Source organism: Nocardioides sp. (assembly GCF_004803405.1).
Taxonomy (GTDB): domain Bacteria; phylum Actinomycetota; class Actinomycetes; order Propionibacteriales; family Nocardioidaceae; genus Nocardioides; species Nocardioides vastitatis.
This window is the reverse complement of sequence record NZ_SSXI01000045.1, coordinates 1-15,223: the sequence shown is the minus strand read 5'-3', so window position 1 is coordinate 15,223 and position 15,223 is coordinate 1. Positions and strand designations below refer to the sequence as shown.

General features: G+C 71.9%; 17 protein-coding genes. 12 read left to right on the top strand and 5 right to left on the bottom strand.

What is annotated here, in order from left to right; translation table 11 throughout:
* Nucleotides 1–71: twin-arginine translocation signal domain-containing protein (locus E7Z54_RS24315; RefSeq protein WP_136431570.1), on the bottom strand; the 71-nt coding region annotated here is incomplete at its 3' end.
* A 117-nt stretch (nt 72–188) separates the two neighbouring features.
* Here E7Z54_RS24315 and E7Z54_RS03230 point away from each other — a divergent pair.
* The 3 genes from E7Z54_RS03230 to E7Z54_RS03220 all read left to right on the top strand — a co-directional run bounded on the left by E7Z54_RS03230 (nt 189) and on the right by E7Z54_RS03220 (nt 3,746).
* Nucleotides 189–1,331 (top strand): glycosyltransferase family 4 protein, encoded by a 1,143-nt coding sequence (locus tag E7Z54_RS03230; RefSeq protein ID WP_136431568.1) that lies wholly within the window; start codon nt 189–191, stop codon nt 1,329–1,331.
* Between the two features lie 166 nt (nt 1,332–1,497).
* Nucleotides 1,498–3,087: a flavin monoamine oxidase family protein gene (locus tag E7Z54_RS03225; protein WP_206055977.1), complete on the top strand. Its 1,590-nt coding sequence runs from the start codon at nt 1,498–1,500 to the stop codon at nt 3,085–3,087.
* Nucleotides 3,084–3,746 (top strand): Rid family hydrolase, encoded by a 663-nt coding sequence (locus E7Z54_RS03220; RefSeq protein WP_136431567.1) that lies wholly within the window; start codon nt 3,084–3,086, stop codon nt 3,744–3,746. The genes E7Z54_RS03225 and E7Z54_RS03220 overlap by 4 nt, the downstream gene beginning before the upstream one ends.
* An 18-nt stretch (nt 3,747–3,764) precedes the next feature.
* On the opposite strand, the gene E7Z54_RS03215 is transcribed toward E7Z54_RS03220, so the two are convergent.
* Nucleotides 3,765–4,847 (bottom strand): LOG family protein, encoded by a 1,083-nt coding sequence (locus E7Z54_RS03215; RefSeq protein ID WP_136431566.1) that lies wholly within the window; start codon nt 4,845–4,847, stop codon nt 3,765–3,767.
* Nucleotides 4,848–4,875: 28 nt separating this feature from the next.
* Nucleotides 4,876–5,748, bottom strand: coding sequence for a serine protein kinase RIO (locus tag E7Z54_RS03210; protein WP_136431565.1), 873 nt, complete (start codon nt 5,746–5,748; stop codon nt 4,876–4,878).
* 188 nt (nt 5,749–5,936) lie between these two features.
* On the opposite strand from E7Z54_RS03210, the gene E7Z54_RS03205 reads away from it, so the two are divergent.
* The 6 genes from E7Z54_RS03205 (at nt 5,937) to E7Z54_RS03180 (ending at nt 10,574) form a co-directional block, all read left to right on the top strand.
* Nucleotides 5,937–7,334, top strand: a complete 1,398-nt coding sequence (locus E7Z54_RS03205; protein WP_168798140.1) for a M1 family metallopeptidase — start codon at nt 5,937–5,939, stop codon at nt 7,332–7,334.
* 134 nt (nt 7,335–7,468) lie between these two features.
* Nucleotides 7,469–7,654, top strand: coding sequence for a hypothetical protein (locus E7Z54_RS03200; protein WP_136431563.1), 186 nt, complete (start codon nt 7,469–7,471; stop codon nt 7,652–7,654).
* 23 nt (nt 7,655–7,677) lie between these two features.
* Nucleotides 7,678–8,202, top strand: coding sequence for a PH domain-containing protein (locus E7Z54_RS03195; RefSeq protein WP_136431562.1), 525 nt, complete (start codon nt 7,678–7,680; stop codon nt 8,200–8,202).
* 11 nt (nt 8,203–8,213) lie between these two features.
* Nucleotides 8,214–8,711: a MarR family winged helix-turn-helix transcriptional regulator gene (locus E7Z54_RS03190; RefSeq protein ID WP_136431561.1), complete on the top strand. Its 498-nt coding sequence runs from the start codon at nt 8,214–8,216 to the stop codon at nt 8,709–8,711.
* 23 nt (nt 8,712–8,734) lie between these two features.
* A complete protein-coding gene (locus E7Z54_RS03185) occupies nt 8,735–9,700 on the top strand; it encodes a co-chaperone YbbN (RefSeq protein ID WP_136431560.1) in 966 nt (321 codons plus the stop codon).
* 139 nt (nt 9,701–9,839) lie between these two features.
* Nucleotides 9,840–10,574 (top strand): EI24 domain-containing protein, encoded by a 735-nt coding sequence (locus tag E7Z54_RS03180; protein ID WP_136431559.1) that lies wholly within the window; start codon nt 9,840–9,842, stop codon nt 10,572–10,574.
* An 8-nt stretch (nt 10,575–10,582) separates the two neighbouring features.
* Here E7Z54_RS03180 and E7Z54_RS03175 read toward each other — a convergent pair whose 3' ends face one another.
* Nucleotides 10,583–11,482, bottom strand: a complete 900-nt coding sequence (locus E7Z54_RS03175; protein WP_136431558.1) for a LysR family transcriptional regulator — start codon at nt 11,480–11,482, stop codon at nt 10,583–10,585.
* 74 nt (nt 11,483–11,556) lie between these two features.
* Here E7Z54_RS03175 and E7Z54_RS03170 point away from each other — a divergent pair, with 74 nt between their 5' ends.
* Together E7Z54_RS03170 and E7Z54_RS03165 are read left to right on the top strand one after the other, a co-directional pair.
* Nucleotides 11,557–12,465, top strand: a complete 909-nt coding sequence (locus E7Z54_RS03170; RefSeq protein ID WP_136431557.1) for an EamA family transporter — start codon at nt 11,557–11,559, stop codon at nt 12,463–12,465.
* A complete protein-coding gene (locus E7Z54_RS03165; RefSeq protein ID WP_168798138.1) occupies nt 12,462–13,565 on the top strand; it encodes a serine/threonine-protein kinase in 1,104 nt (367 codons plus the stop codon). Before E7Z54_RS03170 ends, E7Z54_RS03165 begins: the two co-directional genes overlap by 4 nt.
* A 21-nt stretch (nt 13,566–13,586) precedes the next feature.
* Here the strand turns inward: E7Z54_RS03165 and E7Z54_RS03160 are convergent, their stop codons facing one another.
* Complete coding sequence (locus E7Z54_RS03160) at nt 13,587–14,363, bottom strand: NUDIX domain-containing protein (protein ID WP_136431555.1); 777 nt, start codon at nt 14,361–14,363, stop codon at nt 13,587–13,589.
* Between the two features lie 126 nt (nt 14,364–14,489).
* Between E7Z54_RS03160 and E7Z54_RS03155 the strand changes: the two genes are divergently transcribed.
* A partial coding sequence (locus E7Z54_RS03155; protein ID WP_136431554.1) for a serine/threonine-protein kinase occupies nt 14,490–15,223 on the top strand: 734 nt, incomplete at its 3' end.

Here is a 15,223-nt window from a genome sequence, read left to right as displayed (position 1 = left end):
ACCGCCGCGGTGGCCAGGCCGCCAGCGGCGGCGGCCCGGCGGATCAGGTCACGGCGGGAGAGGGGGAGCACGGTCCCTCAACGACGCTCGGGGGAGCGGGGTCACGTCTCCTGGCGTTCACGAGGCGGTCGCCGGACACTCCCGTGACGGTGGCGGATCGTTGGCGCTCGGTTCCTAGCGTCGCTGCCATGAACCAGCTCCGGGTGCTGTGCGTGACCGAGTCGTTCCTCCCGCAGGTCAACGGTGTCACCAACTCGGTGCGCCGCGTGCTCGAGCATCTCGCTGCCGAGGGGCACGTCGCCGAGCTGGTCGCGCCGACCGGTCCTGACACCTACGCCGGGTTCCGCGTCACCCGGGCGCGCGGCGCGAACCTGCCGTTCTACCCCGACTTCCGGCTGGGCCTGGAGACCCGACGGCGGATGCGCCAGGTGATGCTCCGCTTCCGTCCCGACGTGGTCCACATCGCCTCGCCCGCGACGCTCGGCTACCAGGCCGCGCGTGCCGCGGAGGAGCTCGGCATCCCCACGGTCGCTATCTACCAGACGGATCTCGTCGGCTTCGCCGAGCGGTACGACGTACCCGGTGGCGGCCGCGCCGCCGCGGGCCTGACCCGGCGACTGATCCGGCAGATCCATCACCGAGTCGACCGGACCCTCGCCCCGTCGACGGCCAGCATCGAGCAGCTCCGCGGGCTGGGCGTCCCGGCCGTGCACCGGTGGGGCCGGGGCGTCGACCTGCTGGCCTTCAACCCGCACCATCGCGACCCGGAGCTGCGTCGGCGGATCGCACCCGACGGTCGGCTGCTCGTGGGGTACGTCGGCCGGCTGGCAGCCGAGAAAGAGCTGGACCTGCTGACGCACCTCGCCGACGACCCGCGCTACGCGCTGGTCTTGGTCGGCGGCGGTCCCGAGGAGCAGCGCCTGCGCTCGGTCCTGGGCGGGCGGGCGACCTTCCTCGGGCTGCTCCACGGCGACGACCTCAGCCGTGCCTACGCCTCGCTGGACGTGTTCGTCCACACCGGCCGCTACGAGACCTACTGCCAGTCCGCGCAGGAGGCGCTCGCCGCCGGCGTGCCGGTCGTGGCTCCCGCCGCCGGAGGTCCCCTCGACGTGGTCGCCGACGGCGTCACCGGCCTGCTCTACCGGCCCGGCGACGGCGCCGCGATGGCAGCCGCGGTCGAACGCCTGGCGGGCGACCCCGACCTGCGTCACGCCATGGGCGTCATGGCGGTGGACGCCGTGCAGGACCGGTCGTGGCACGCGCTCAACGAGCAGCTCCTCGAGCACTACCGCGCGGCGATCGGCGAGCGGGTCGGGCTCCTCGCGAGCTGATGCCGAGCGCGCTCGTGACGTGACTGTTCGACAAGTCGGTCGCGCGAAACAGTCGCGTGACCGTTGCGCGCCGCCAGGCGAAACCCCGAGTGCCTAGCGTCCGGATCGCTTCACATCCCTTTCTGGGAGGCGTTGCGGTCTCTCGGGCGATCTCGGAGGTTTCACCTTGGCTCAGACACGTCGTGGCTTCCTGCGCAACGTCGGCATCACCGGCGGCGCCGGCGTCATGTTCCACACCATGGGAGCCCTCGGGCTCGCCCCCGCGGCGTCGGCGGAGACCCCGCCGTTCAGCCCGCTCGACCGGGACGCCCTCAACGGGCGCGGCAAGAGGCACGTCATCGTCATGGGCGGCGGCATCGCCGGCATGACCGCGGCCTACGAGCTGCTCAAGGGCGGGTACTCGGTCACAGTCCTCGAGGGCCGTAGTCGTCCCGGCGGCCGCAACTGGACCGTGCGCGGCGGTGACACCTATACCGACATGAGCGGCCAGACCCAACGCGCCGGCTTCTCGAAGGGGCAGTACATGAACGCCGGCCCCGGGCGGATCCCGCAGATGCACGTGACGCTCGACTACTGCAAGGAGCTCGGCGTCCCGATCGAGGTCTTCACCAACCAGAACGCCGACGCGTTCCTGTACCGCGAGAACGTGCCCGGCTCGCTCAACGGAGTCCCGGTGAGGCAGCGGGCCGTCAAGGCGGACGTCCACGGCTACACCGCCGAGCTGCTCGCCAAGGCGACCGACCAGGGTGCGTTGGACGCCGAGCTCACCGCCACGGACAAGGAGGCACTGATCGCGTACCTCCGCAGCTTCGGGGCCATCAACTCGTCGAACGAGTACGTCGGTGGTGGGCGCAGGGGCTACGACCCCCAGCCGGGTGCCCATCTCGAGGCCGGCACCACGCTGCCGCCGTACGAGGTCTCGGACCTGTTCCGCTCCACGCTCGGGAACTACTTCTCGTTCGAGATGGGGTTCGACCAGGCGATGATGATGTACCAGCCGGTCGGGGGCATGGACCGGATCGCGTACGCCTTCGCTGCAGCCATCGGCGCACGGAACTTCCGCTACAACGCCGAGATCGTCGACTACCAGAACACGACCGACGGCGTCGAGGTCGTGTACCGATCGCCGGACGGGCCGAAGCGGATCACCGGGGACTTCGCTGTCAACACGATGCCGCCGCACATCGCCGCGAAGGTGAGGAGCAACCTCCCGGCCGAGATCGTCACGGCACTCGGCTCGGTGAGCAGGACCAACGCCGGCAAGATCGGCATCGAGTACGACCGGCGGTGGTGGGAGGAGGACTTCCGCATCTACGGGGGGATCACCAACGCCAACACCAACATCGGCAACATGTGGCACCCCTCGTACGGCTACCACGGCGACCGGGGCACGATGATCGGCTACTACAACACCGGCGCCAACGCGAATTTCTACGGCGCCCTCACGCCCGCTCAGCGCCTCGAGGAGGCGGTCAGGCAGGGACGGAAGATCTTCGGGGACGTCTACGGCACCGGGATCACCGGCTCCTTCAGCCAGGACTGGGCCAGTGCGAAGTTCTCCGAGGCCGCGTGGGTGGGCTGGCCGACCGCGGTCGGTGGGCGGACCGGAACCGCCTATCGGAGCCTTCTCGGCGCGACGCGCAACATCTACTTCGCAGGCGACCACCTCAGCCATGCCATCGCCTGGCAGCACGGGGCGATGACCTCCGCGCGAGCGACCGTGCAGCAGATCCACGAGAGGGTGACGGCCGGATGAGGACGATCAGCAGCCGACGGAAGACTCTTCTCGCCGTGGTGGTGACCACGGCCGTCGTCGCTCCGGTGGCCGCCCTCGCAGACGGCAGGCTCAAGGAGCCGCGACCGGGCACGACCGTCTCGATGCTCCCGGCCGGACAGGACAACCCGGCCATCGCCGAAGGGGTCGCGATCGGCAGGAACACCGCCATCTACAAGACCAGCGGGCTCGGCCCCGCCGGGCGCAACGCCGCGGCACCGGCCGGGTCGGAAGGGCGTTACATCGACCCGGTGGACCTGGTCGGCGGTGAGCTGCCCCCCGGCGTCACCATCACCGAGGCCCAGGGTCTGAACGTGCTGCGGCGGATCGGCGAGAACCTGGCCCGGGTGGGCCTCTCCTACGAGGACGTCATCACGATGCGGGTGTTCCTCCAGAACCCGGCCGGCCAGGACCGGATGGACTTCGCCGGCTGGAACCGGGCCTACCGGCAGTTCTTCGCCAACACCAGCGTGTCCACCGGCGCTCCGGTGGGCGTGCCGCTCGGCTCCGCGCCTCCGGCGCCGCCGATGGTGGCCAACCCGGCGCGACCGTCGCGTTTCGCCCTCGAGGTCGAGAACCTGCCGGTCATCGGCTGGCTCGTGGAGGTGGAGGTCGATGCGGCCTTCCCTGCGAAGGAGTGATGCCGCCGCCCGGTCTCGTCATCGCGCGAACAGCTCTCCGGCCTCCTCGACCGTGTCGACGAGGTGGACGTGGCCCTCCATCGGGCGGCCGCGGGCGAGTGCCTGGAGGAGCGGCCACGCGGGCAGCTCCTCGGTCCAGTGGCGGCGACCCACGAGCACCATCGGCGCGACCGCGGACTCGGCTGCGTAGTAGTTCTCGCAGGCGTCCTGGAAGATCTCCTGGACCGTGCCACCGGCACCGGGCAGGAAGACGATGCCGGCGTCGCACAGCTGAACGAGGATCGCCTCCCGCAGCGCGTTGCGGAAGTACTTCGCGATCGCGGTCGCGAACAGGTTCGGCGGCTCGTGACCGTAGTGCCACGTGGGAACCCCCAGCGACGGCGCCGGCTCGACGGAGAGCGCCAGCGCCTCGCGCGCTGCTTCCAGCCAGGCGTCGACCGACGGATGGAACGACGGTACGACGGCGAGCCGGTCGAGTGCCTCGCTGAGTGCGCCGTCGGCTGAGCCGGCGAACCGGGCGCCCAGGTTCGCCGCCTCCATCGCGCCCGGCCCGCCGCCGGTGGCGATCACGTGATGCCCGCCGACGAGCGCTCCGAGGCGCGCCGCGGCGTGGTACTCCTCGCTGCCGCGCTGCGCGGCGTGGCCGCCCATCACCCCGACGATCCTCCGGCCCCTCACCCAGTCGGCGAGAGCGCGGTCGACCGCCTCGTCGTGCAGCACCTGCGCGAGCAGGTCGGAGGGGCCTTCGCAGGCCTGGGCCCACGCGTACGCCCGCGCGTCGAGCGTGCGCTCGTACGGCGTGGTGTCGTAGAGCTCGTCGGGGCGGTAGAGATCGGGCCGCTCGGTGTCGACCGGGGCATGGTCGACCGACGGCAGCACCAGGGCGCCCTGGGCGAGCACCCACTCGTCGTCACCGGGCGCGAAGGTGCAGCCGACGTACGTCGTACGACTGCTGTCGGTGGCCGCGAGCTGCGTGGACCGGTCGGTGAGGTCCAGCCCGACCAGCCGCCAGCCCAGCATCCGCCGCTCGCCGGCCGCCCACCGCTGGTCGAGCTCGGTGAGCGACTCCACCAGGACCACGCGACCGCGGATGTTCCTCACGTCGCGCGAGGCTACCGGCTCACCTGCCTCAGAGCGCGAGCGCGACGAGCTCCCCGAACAGGTCCTGCGCCTCGACCGCGAGCCCGCGTCGCCGGAACCATCCGCACACGTTCGTGCAGTCGCGCAGCAGGAAATCGAAGCCCTGCGGGTTGCCGACCAGGTCCACGAGCTGGGGCAGGTCGATGATCACCAGGCGCGGACCCGCAGCCAGGATGTTGTACGGCGACAGGTCACCGTGGACCAGGCCGGACCGGGCGAGGGTCAGCATCGACTCCCGGAGCTGGTCGAAGTACGACGCCAGCAGCGCCGGGTCCGGACGGGTCTGAGCGAGCCGGGGTGCCGTCTCGCCGTCGACGGTGATCCACTCCATCAGGATCTCCGTGCCGTCGATCTGCACCGGGTAGGGCACCGGCAGCCCGAGCTGCCAGCAACGGTTCAGGGCGGTCCACTCCGCCCCCGCCCACTCGCCGGCCGCGATCTCGCGCCCGAAGGTGCTCTTGCGCTTGATCGCCCGCTCGTCGCGGGACCGCTTCATGCTGCGGCCCTCGGTGTAGGCCGCCGAGCGGTGGAACGTGCGGTGCTCGGGGGAGCGGTAGCGCTTGGCGGCCATCACCGCCGACTGGTCGGGATGGTGGGGATCGGTCCGGTCGAGCAGGAAGACGTCGGCCTCCTTGCCGGTCTTCAGGATGCCCAGATCGGTGTCGACGGCGCCCCGGGAGGTCACCACCCAGTCGGGGTGTGGCTGGGGACCTCGGCACAGCGGCTCGACGTCGAGCCAGGTGGACCAGCGCTGACCGGCGGCGAGGTCGTCGTAGGCGTGGAAGTCGACGACGAAGCGTGGGTCGAGGTCGTCAGGGACGGAGGAGGGCGAGGCAGGGGCGGAGTGGTTCTCCGGGAACAATTCGGGTGCTCCTGAGGGTCGAGAGGGGTCGGTCTGCTGGCAGGCCGGTGACAGAGATCGACATGTCACGCTCCTCTCGACGGCCCCGCGCGGACAGCGGGGTGCTGGCGCAAAGGCTTCCGGACCGAACCGGCCCGGGCAACCGACTTTCCGGATAGGTTGAGCCGGTGCGGTGGCGGATGATTCTGGTGTTGCTCCTGGTCGTGCTCGCGCCGGGTCTCCCGCTCGCGACGGCCGAGGACTCCGGCCCGGGCTCGCCCAGCGGCGGCGACGGCTACTGGCCCCTGGACGGCAACTCCGGCACGGACGCGCGTCACTACGACATCCGCGTGGCCTACGACTTCGCTGACAGGATCCTGGCAGGGCGCACGAAGATCCGGATGCGCGCGACCAAGGACCTGAGCAGCTTCTCCCTCGATCTGGTGCTGCCGGTGAGCTCGGTGAGCGTGGACGGCCGCCGGGCCCGCTTCCGCAGGCCCCATCCGCACGAGGTCCGCGTCGTGCCGAGCCGGGCGATCGCGGCCGGGGACCTGTTCACGGTGGAGGTGCGCTACCGCGGCCGGCCGGAGCGGTTCGCCTACGCGGGTCAGCGGAACTGGCTGGCCGACCGGCACGAGGTCGTCACGATGAACGAGCCCCACATGGCGCCGTGGTGGTACCCGTCCAACGACCATCCCAGCGACAAGGCGACCTTCGACATCCGGGTGAACGTCCCGCGGGCCAAGGAGGTCGTCAGCAACGGCGTGCGCGTCTCCCGGCGGGTCAGCGGCAACCGCGCGACGACGCACTGGCGGATGACGGACCCGATGACGACCTACCTCGCGTTCTTCGCAGCGGGCGACTTCCGCATCGAGACCGGTCGCACCCGGTCGGGGATCCGCTACTACAACGCGGTCTCCGACCGGTTGCCGGCGAGCGTTCGCTCTCGCGCGGTGCGGATCCTGCGGCGCACCTCCGGCATCACGGAGTGGCTGCAGCGGCAGCTGGGCGACTACCCGTTCTCGACGACCGGCGGCCTGGTGACCAGCCTGCCCGTCGGGTTCGCGCTCGAGAACCAGACGCGACCGACGTACGGCTCCTGGATCTACCCCGGCGTGGTCGTGCACGAGGTCGCACACCAGTGGTTCGGGGACAGCGTCTCGGTGAGGCGCTGGCGGGACATCTGGCTCAACGAGGGCTTCGCGACGTACGCCGAGGTGTTCTACGCCGCGGGCCACGGCGGCCCCAGCGTCAACACCTGGCTGCAGGGCGTGTACGACGCCACGTGCCGTCATCCCGGCTCGGTCTTCTGGCGGCTGGACCTCGACGACCCGGGCGCCTCGCGCGTCTTCCACTCGGCCGTGTACGACCGCGGAGCGATGGTGCTGGCCGCCCTGCGCAACCGGATCGGCGGCACCGACCTGCTCCGCCTGCTGCGTACGTGGGTGCGCGACCACCGCGACGGCAACGCGACCGTCGCGCAGTTCGAGACGCTGGCGGAGACGGTGTCGGGCGAGCAGCTCGACGGGTTCTTCGACGCCTGGCTGCGCAGCGGCGCGCCGCCCGCCGGCACGTCGGCCAACGGCCTGGGCCGGGGCTGTCCCTAGCCTCGCGAGGATGCCTCGCTAGGGTCGCGGCGTGACGTCGTCTTCGACGATCGTCCGCGCGCCTCTGACGTGGCTCCTGGTGCGTTTGGTACGAATGTGTTGACCTGTGCCCTCGGCGGCACGACCGCACCAGGATGGAGACACCCAGCATGGACGCCAAGAAGCTCATCGGTGTCGTGGTGATCGTGTTCCTCGGCTTCTGGATGTTCACCGATCCCAACGGACTCGCGTCGACGTCGAAGACCGTCGGCGCCGAGGGCTGGGACCTCGCCACCCAGCTCTTCACCGGCGTCATCGACTTCGTCGGCGCGCTGGGCTGACCGGACCGGGTCGGGGGCAGGCGATGGGACTCCTCGCCTGGCTCGGCGACCCGAAGATCGGCAAGCACCTCCTCCGAGAGGAGGGCGAGGTGGTCGTCGACGAGGTGAAGCACCACTGGTTCGCCTACACCAGGCCGGCCGCGGAGGCGGCGCTCGCCGTCGCGCTGCTCGCCGCCGTGCCGTTGGTCCACCTCAACGTGGGTTGGCTCCTCCTCTCCGCGGCCGCCGCGCTGCTCGGCCACGCGGCCTGGTGCACCGTGCGCGAACAGCGCGACCGGTTCGTGATCACCAACATGCGGGTGTTCCGCGTTCACGGCGTGCTGGCCCAGCACCTCGCCACGATGCCGCTCAGCCGGATCCTCGACATCTCGGTGCGGAAGCCGCTGATCGGGCGGATCCTCGGCTACGGGCACTTCTGCTTCGAGTCCGCTGCGCAGGAGCAGGGCCTCCGCGACATCCGCTACGTGGGGGACCCGGACGCGCGTGACCTCGCCATCCAGCGTGTCGTCCAGCGAGCCGGGCTGCGCGGACCGCGCGTCCCCAACTGAGGGCAGGCCAGATGCTCCGATTCGATCCCATCGACGAGGCCGCCCGGCAGTGGGCGCGCCGCTGGGACGCCGCCCCCGCCATGCACGCGGTGACCTCGCTGATGCGGGTGCAACAGCTGATCCTGGGCCGCCTCGACGGGCTGCTGAGACCGCACGGGCTGACCTTCGCCCGCTACGAGGCGCTGGTGCTGCTCGTCTTCTCCTCCCGGGGCTCGCTGCCGCTGGGCAAGATGGGGGAGCGGCTGCAGGTGCACCCGACCTCGGTCACCTCCATCGTTCGCAGGCTCGAGGCCGACGGGCTGGTGCGACGGGTCCCGCACCCCCAGGACGGCCGAGCCATTCTCGCCGAGATCAGCGACGAGGGGCGGGCGCTGGTCGAGCGGGCCACCGCCGACCTGGTCGGCGCGGAGTTCGGGCTCGGAGTCCTCGACGACGACTCGCTGCGCAACCTCTCCGAGCTGCTGCGGCCGATCCGGTCCGCCGCAGGGGACTTCACGACCGACGAGTGAGGGCGGTTCGTAGGATTGCGGGCATGACGCAGCAGCCGTTCTCCCGTCCCGGTGCGATCGACCTGTCGGCCCTGAAGCGCACCGCGCCCCCACAGGCCCCGGCACCCGCCCCCGCAGGCGGTGGCGCTTCGGCCGGTGGCGGCGGGTCGGCGTACTCCGTCGCCATCGACGAGGCCAGCTTCCAGACGGTCCTCGAGGCATCGATGACCGCGCCCGTGGTCCTCGTCTTCCACTCCGCCCGCTCGCCGGAGAGCGGTCAGCTCGCCGAGGACGTGGCGACGGTGGCCGACGAGTACGACGGCCGCTTCCTCGCCGCCACGGTCGACGTCGACGCCGTGCCGCAGATCGCGCAGGCGATGCAGATCCCGCAGGTGCCGCTGATGCTGGTCATCCTCGACGGTCGGCCGGCGACGCAGCCGATCCCCGGCGCCGCGCCGATCGACGACATCCGCGCCATGTTCAACCAGCTCGCACAGCAGCTCACCGCCCAGGGCATCACCGGCCGGCACCAGCCGTACGCGTTCGGCGGCGGCGCCGCGGCGACCGACGACGGCGAGGGGGAGGCCGAGCCCGAGGTCGATCCGCGCTACGCCCCGGCCCAGGACGCACTCGCCGCCGGTGACGTCGACCGCGCCGTCGCGGAGTACCAGCGGCTCGTCGACGGCAACCCGGCCGACCACGAGGCCGCCGCGGGCCTCGCCATGGCCAAGGTGCTGCAGCGCACGCAGGGTGTGGACCTCAACACCGCCCGCGCCGCCGCGGCGGCCGCCCCCGACGACGTCGACGCGCAGACCCTGGTCGCCGACCTCGACATGCTCGGCGGCCACGTCGAGGACGCCTTCGCGCGCCTGGTGGAGCTGGTTCGTCGGACCTCCGGCAAGGACCGCGACCGGGCGCGGGAGCACCTGGTCGGTCTCTTCGCCGCCGTCGGGAACGACGACCCTCGGGTGCTCAAGGGTCGCCAGGCGCTCGCCTCCGCGCTGTTCTGATCGATGGGCCGAGCGCGCCTCCGCCTCGAGCGCGGCAGCAGGCTGCCGGCTGGGTCGCTCCTGTCGCGCAGCCGACTGGCGTCTGACGGGGCGACTGACGGGGCCGCACTGATGGGACTGCACTGATGGGACCGCACTGATGGGCTTCGGCCGAGGTGCCGGGTTCCTGCTGCGGGGGATCCGGCTGTGGCGCGAGCGTCCGCTGCTGATGCTGTTCGGCATCGTGCCCGCGGTGGTCGTCGCGCTGCTGATCGTCGGACTGTTCGTGGTGCTGCTGATGTTCGCCGACGACGTGATCTCCTGGGGGACCCCGTTCGCCGACGACTGGGACGAGACGGTCCGATCGGTCTTCAGGATCGGGCTGCTGCTGATGCTGCTCGTGGGGGCGGGGATGCTCGCGATCGTCACGTTCACCGGCCTCACCCTCGCCGTCGGCGACCCCTTCTACGAGAAGATCTGGAAGGAGGTCGAGATCTCGCTCGGCGGCGATGTGCCGGGCAGGGGCGTCGGTTGGGTCCGCGGGGCGCTCGACGGCCTGGTGCTGGTGGGGATGGGCCTGGCGATGGCCGTGGTGGTCCTCGCCCTCGGCCTGCTGCCGCTGATCGGCACCGTCATCGGGGCGGTGCTGGGCCTCGTCGTCTCCGGCCGGCTGCTCGCCGGGGAGCTGGTCTCGCGGCCGCTCGAGGCCCGTGGCATGGATCGCGCCGCCCGCTCCGCGTTGCTGCGGCAGCACCGGGGCGCGATGCTCGGCTTCGGCGTGTGCGTGCAGGCCTGCTTCCTGATCCCGCTCGGCGGCATCCTGGTGATGCCCGCGGCCGTCGCCGGCGCGACGTACCTGGCGCGCGAGGCGCTGGAGTCGGCTCGGCCTCGCTGACAACACAACTAGCCGGTCTCGACCCCCGCGAGCGCGGCCAGCACCACCTGCACGGCGGGGGAGTCGGCCATCGTCCGGCGGTGCAGCGCGTCGACGAGGCGCACCGGCTCGGGGTCCTTGATGCGGACGGCGGCCAGCTCCTCACCGAGCGGCGGGCGCCCCATGCGGGGAACCAGGGCCACGCCGAGGCCGGCGGCGACGAGTGCGAGGTGGGAGTCGAACTCGCCCGAGACGTGGGCGATCCGCGGACGGCACCCGGTGCCGTCGTACATGCGGTGCAACCACTGCCGGCAGATGGTGCCGTCAGGGGTCGCGATCCAGTCGACGTCGACGAGGTCGTGGGGGGTGACGTGGCCGCGCCCGGCGAGGGGGTCGTCGTGCCGGACGATCAGCTCGGCGAGGTCCTCGCCGAGGTGAGTGGCGACGACATGGTCGGGGACCGCGAGCGGGACGCCGCCCCACCGGTGCACGATGCCGATCTCGACCTGACCGCTGGCGACCAGGTCGACCACGTCCCAGGGCTCCCGCTCCTCCAGGGTGAGGGTGAGGTCCGGGTGCGCGTCGCGGAGGGCGCGCGCGATGGGCGCGACCAGGCCACGCATCGCAGTCGAGAAGACCGCGAGGCGGATCCGTCCCGACACCACTCCGGCGCGCTGCTGGAGGTTGGCCTCGAGCTGTTCGAGGTCGGCGAGGACCTGCTCGCCGGCCCGGATCAGGTGCTCACCGTGGCTGGTCAGCATCACGCCGCGACCTACCCGCTCGAGCAGGGGGACCCCCGTCTGCTTCTCCAGCCGCTTCACCTGCTGCGAGACCGCGCTGGGCGTGAATCCCGTCGCGGCTGCGGCGGCGCTGACCGACCCGTGCGTCGCGACCGCCCGCAGCCCGACCAGGGCGTCGAGATCAATCATGAAGCGATGCTACATCGACCGATGCAGAAGCATTCGCTGGTGCTTCACGGTTCGGCTCCGCGATGCTGGGGCGTGTGAACCGCAAGGACCAGGCGCTGGCCGCCCTCGTCGCCGTCATCTGGGGCTTCAACTTCGTCGTCATCGACTGGGGCATGGGTGACGTGCCGCCGCTGCTCTTCCTCGCGGCCCGGTTCGCTGCGGTCATCGTGCCGGCGGCGTTCCTGCTGCCGAAGCCGCCGATCCCGTGGCGGACGATCGTCCTGGTCGGGCTGTTCATGTCGCTGGGGCAGTTCGCCTTCCTCTACGTGGCCATGGACGCGGGGATGCCGCCCGGCCTGGCCGGCCTGGTCCTCCAGGCCCAGGTGGTCCTCACCATCCTGATCGCGGCCGTCGCCCTGCGCGAGCGACCGACCGGCCCGCAGTGCCTGGGTGTCCTCCTGGGGGTCGTGGGCCTGGTCGTGGTCGGCTTCGGTCGGGGCGGACACGTGCCCCTGGTCGCGCTGTTCCTCTGCCTCACGGCTGCGCTGATGTGGGCGGTCGGCAACGTGCTCTCCCGCGCCTCCGGTGCGACCGGCGGGCTGTCGTTGACCGTGTGGTCGGCGTTGGTCGTGCCGGTGCCGCTGGTCGCGCTCTCGGTGCTGATCGACGGGCCGGACGTCCTGGTGACCGGTGCCCAGGCGTTCGGGTGGCAGGCGGCGCTGTCCACGCTCTACACGGCCGGGCTGGCATCGCTGGTCGGCTACGGCCTGTTCAACTCCCTGCTGTCGCGCAACCCGTCGGCCGCCGTGGTGCCGTGGATCCTGCTGGTGCCGCCGGTCGCGATCGGCTCGGCCTGGGCACTGCTCGACGAGGTGCCCTCGACCGGTGAGCTGATCGGCGGGACGCTGCTGGTGGCCGGCGTCATGGTGGCCGGACGCGGCTCGCGCGGATCGACCGGATCCGCCGTGCCGGGCCCGCCGGCCCTGGTTGAATCGACGAGGTGAGCGACACTCCCCACCTACGGCTGCCGCGTGGTCTGGAGCTCATCCGCACGCTGGGCGTGGGCGGGTTCGGCTACGTCGTCCTGGCCTGGGACCCGAACCTCGGCAGGAACGTGGCGGTGAAGCTCGTCTACGGCGGCGGGCACGCCGTCGGCTCGGTCGAGCGGATGCTGCGCGAGGGCCAAGCGCTGGCGCGCCTTCGACACCCCGCGGTGATCCACGTCTACGAGGCGGTCAGGATCGGCGCCGACGTCGCCCTGCTGATGGAGTACGTCGACGGCGGCGACCTGACCGCGCGGCTCAACCGTCACGACTTCACCGTCGCCGACCGCTTCGCCGTGCTCGATCAGGTGGCATCCGGCCTCGCGGCTGCGCACGAGGCCGGCATCGTGCACCGCGACCTCAAACCGGCGAACATCCTGGTCTCGGGACCTCCGGGTGCGGTGCACGCCAAGATCGCGGACTTCGGTCTCGCCCGCCTGAGCCGGGACGCGGCCGCGTTCCGCACCGAGACCGGTGTCGCCGCGTTCACGCCCGGCTACGGCGCCCCCGAGCAGATGGTCGACCCGGACCACGAGACGCCCCAGCTGGACTGGTACGCCTTCGCCGTGGTCGCGTTCCGGCTGCTGCGCGGCACGATCCCGCTGCCGGCCAGTCGCGCAGGCGCCGGCGAGGCGGTGTTCGAGCGGGCGCTCGCACTGGACCCCGCGGAGCGGATGGCCCCGCAGCAGCTGCTCGCCGCGCTGCGATCGCTGCCCACCGGCATCTGGACACCGGTCCTGGGACGCGGGTTCGGGGACGCCCCGGCGGCGCAGGAGGAGGAGACCTCAGCGGGGGACGAGTCGGCNCGGTCGCGCAGCCCGGCGCGGCTCCGCCGACGGTCCGGGGAGAGTCGATGCCCACCGTCGTCGCTCCGGGCACAGGCGGGCCGGGCGGTGCCCCGGCCTCCCAGGCCCGGTCGTCGGACGACGGATGGATCGACGTGCCGGTCTATCGGCCGCAGCCTGCCCGCCGCGGCCGTCGTCGAGCGGTGCCGGTCGGCCTGGTCGTCGGCTGCCTGCTGGGCCTGCTCCTGGGCCTGTTGGGGGGCCTGCTGCTGGTGATGCTGCGCTGAGAGCCGAGGATCAGCGTCCGGACTCGGTGTAGGCCGTCCCCTCGCCGTCGAGGTTCGCCAACGCTGCCCGCACCCGTCGTGCGGTGAAGTCGGCCGCCCGCTCCTCCACCTCGGCCATCGTGAGGAACGCCGCGCTGCGGATCTCCCGAGCCTGCGGCACGACGCGCTCCACGATGGAGGCCGGGTGGACGCCGCCGTCGAACACCAGGCACAGCGCGTCGTCCCAGCCTCCCCACGGCGGAAGCCAGTCGGTCAGCAGCAGCCGGCCCGCGCGGATCTCGAGCCCGAGCTCCTCCTCGACCTCGCGGGACACCGCCAGCATGGGGGACTCGCCGACCTCCACCACTCCACCGGGCAGGTCCCAGTCGGCCTTGTAGGTCAGCTGGCACATCAGCACCCGGGGGTCGGGTTCGGCGTCGTCACGCACCAGCATCTGGCTGATCCCGCGCTTGCGCGGCAGGAAGGAGTTGAGGAGCGCGCGGAAGCCGCCGGGCTCGTGGACCTCGACGTCGTCGGCCAGTCGCGCGAACACCACGACGTCGCCGGCGACGCCGCGCTCGACTCCCTCGCGCCGCAGACCGGACCAGGTCGCGACCCGGTGGCCGGTGACGTCCTCGGCCGGGACCTTCGCCTCGACCCGGTCATGGTCCAGCAACGCCGCGGCGACGTCGCGTCGTACGACGTCGACCGCGGCCTGCCAACCCCGCTCGGCGAGGTCCGGCGACCAGCTGATCCTGGCGACTCCGTCGGAGATCGTCGTCACGCGGGTGTCGGGCTCCTCGGGCACGGCATCACCCTAGCCACCGTGCCGATGGGGTCACGAGGAAGTGGCTGACCCTTTCCACGGATCCGCGTCCTCCGCGGTCGATCGCTGTTTCAATGAAGTGATGACGGTGACCCGGGAAAGGCTGTGATGCCGACCGTCGGTGGCTACGAGCTGATCGGGCGGGTGGGCACCGGCGCGACCGGCGTGGTGTGGAAGGCCCGTGATCCCGCGCTCGGGAGGGTCGTGGCGCTGAAGGAGGTCCCGGCCGAAGCGGCGGCGAGCCTGCGCTCGGAGGCGACCCGGCTTGCCGCGCTGGACGATCCCCACATCGTGTCGGTCTACGGGTTCTTCGAGGAGGCGGGCTCGGCCTACCTGGTCGAGGAGTGGGTCGAGGGCGCGACGCTGGCGGCGGTCCTGGTCGAGAACGGGCCGCTGTCCACGCGGCAGGCGCTCGGCGTGTGCCGCGGCGCGCTGCTCGGCCTCGCCCACGCGCACGACAGGGGGGTGGTGCACGGAGACGTGTCGGCCTCCAACGTCCTCGTCGACATCGCGGGGATGTCCCGGCTGATCGACTTCGGAGTCGGAGGCTCCACGCCGGCCTACCGCTCACCGGAGGCGTCCACCGGCGCCGTCCTGGCACCCGCGAGCGACGTCTACGCCGCCGCGACCCTGGTCGCCGAGCTGCTCGGCACCGTCGATCCCCGGCTGGGACCGGTGCTGGAGCGCGCCCGGCTGCCGGAGCCGGCCGACCGGTACCCGGACGCGGCCGCGTTCCTGGTCGCGCTGGAGGAGGCCGCGCGAGCGACGTACGGCTCGACGTGGTGGACCGAAGCCGGGATGGCCGCACTCGTGGCCCCAGCCGTCGCGGGCCTGGTGACGAT

Excerpts from the sequence above, each read along its gene's own strand:
- E7Z54_RS03230 (WP_136431568.1), top strand. The coding sequence starts at position 189 with ATGAACCAGCTCCGGGTGCTGTGCGTGACCGAGTCGTTCCTCCCGCAG.
- E7Z54_RS03220 (WP_136431567.1), top strand. The coding sequence starts at position 3,084 with ATGAGGACGATCAGCAGCCGACGGAAGACTCTTCTCGCCGTGGTGGTG.
- E7Z54_RS03200 (WP_136431563.1), top strand. The coding sequence starts at position 7,469 with ATGGAGACACCCAGCATGGACGCCAAGAAGCTCATCGGTGTCGTGGTG.
- E7Z54_RS03195 (WP_136431562.1), top strand. The coding sequence starts at position 7,678 with ATGGGACTCCTCGCCTGGCTCGGCGACCCGAAGATCGGCAAGCACCTC.
- E7Z54_RS03190 (WP_136431561.1), top strand. The coding sequence starts at position 8,214 with ATGCTCCGATTCGATCCCATCGACGAGGCCGCCCGGCAGTGGGCGCGC.
- E7Z54_RS03185 (WP_136431560.1), top strand. The coding sequence starts at position 8,735 with ATGACGCAGCAGCCGTTCTCCCGTCCCGGTGCGATCGACCTGTCGGCC.
- E7Z54_RS03180 (WP_136431559.1), top strand. The coding sequence starts at position 9,840 with ATGGGCTTCGGCCGAGGTGCCGGGTTCCTGCTGCGGGGGATCCGGCTG.
- E7Z54_RS03175 (WP_136431558.1), bottom strand. The coding sequence starts at position 11,482 with ATGATTGATCTCGACGCCCTGGTCGGGCTGCGGGCGGTCGCGACGCAC.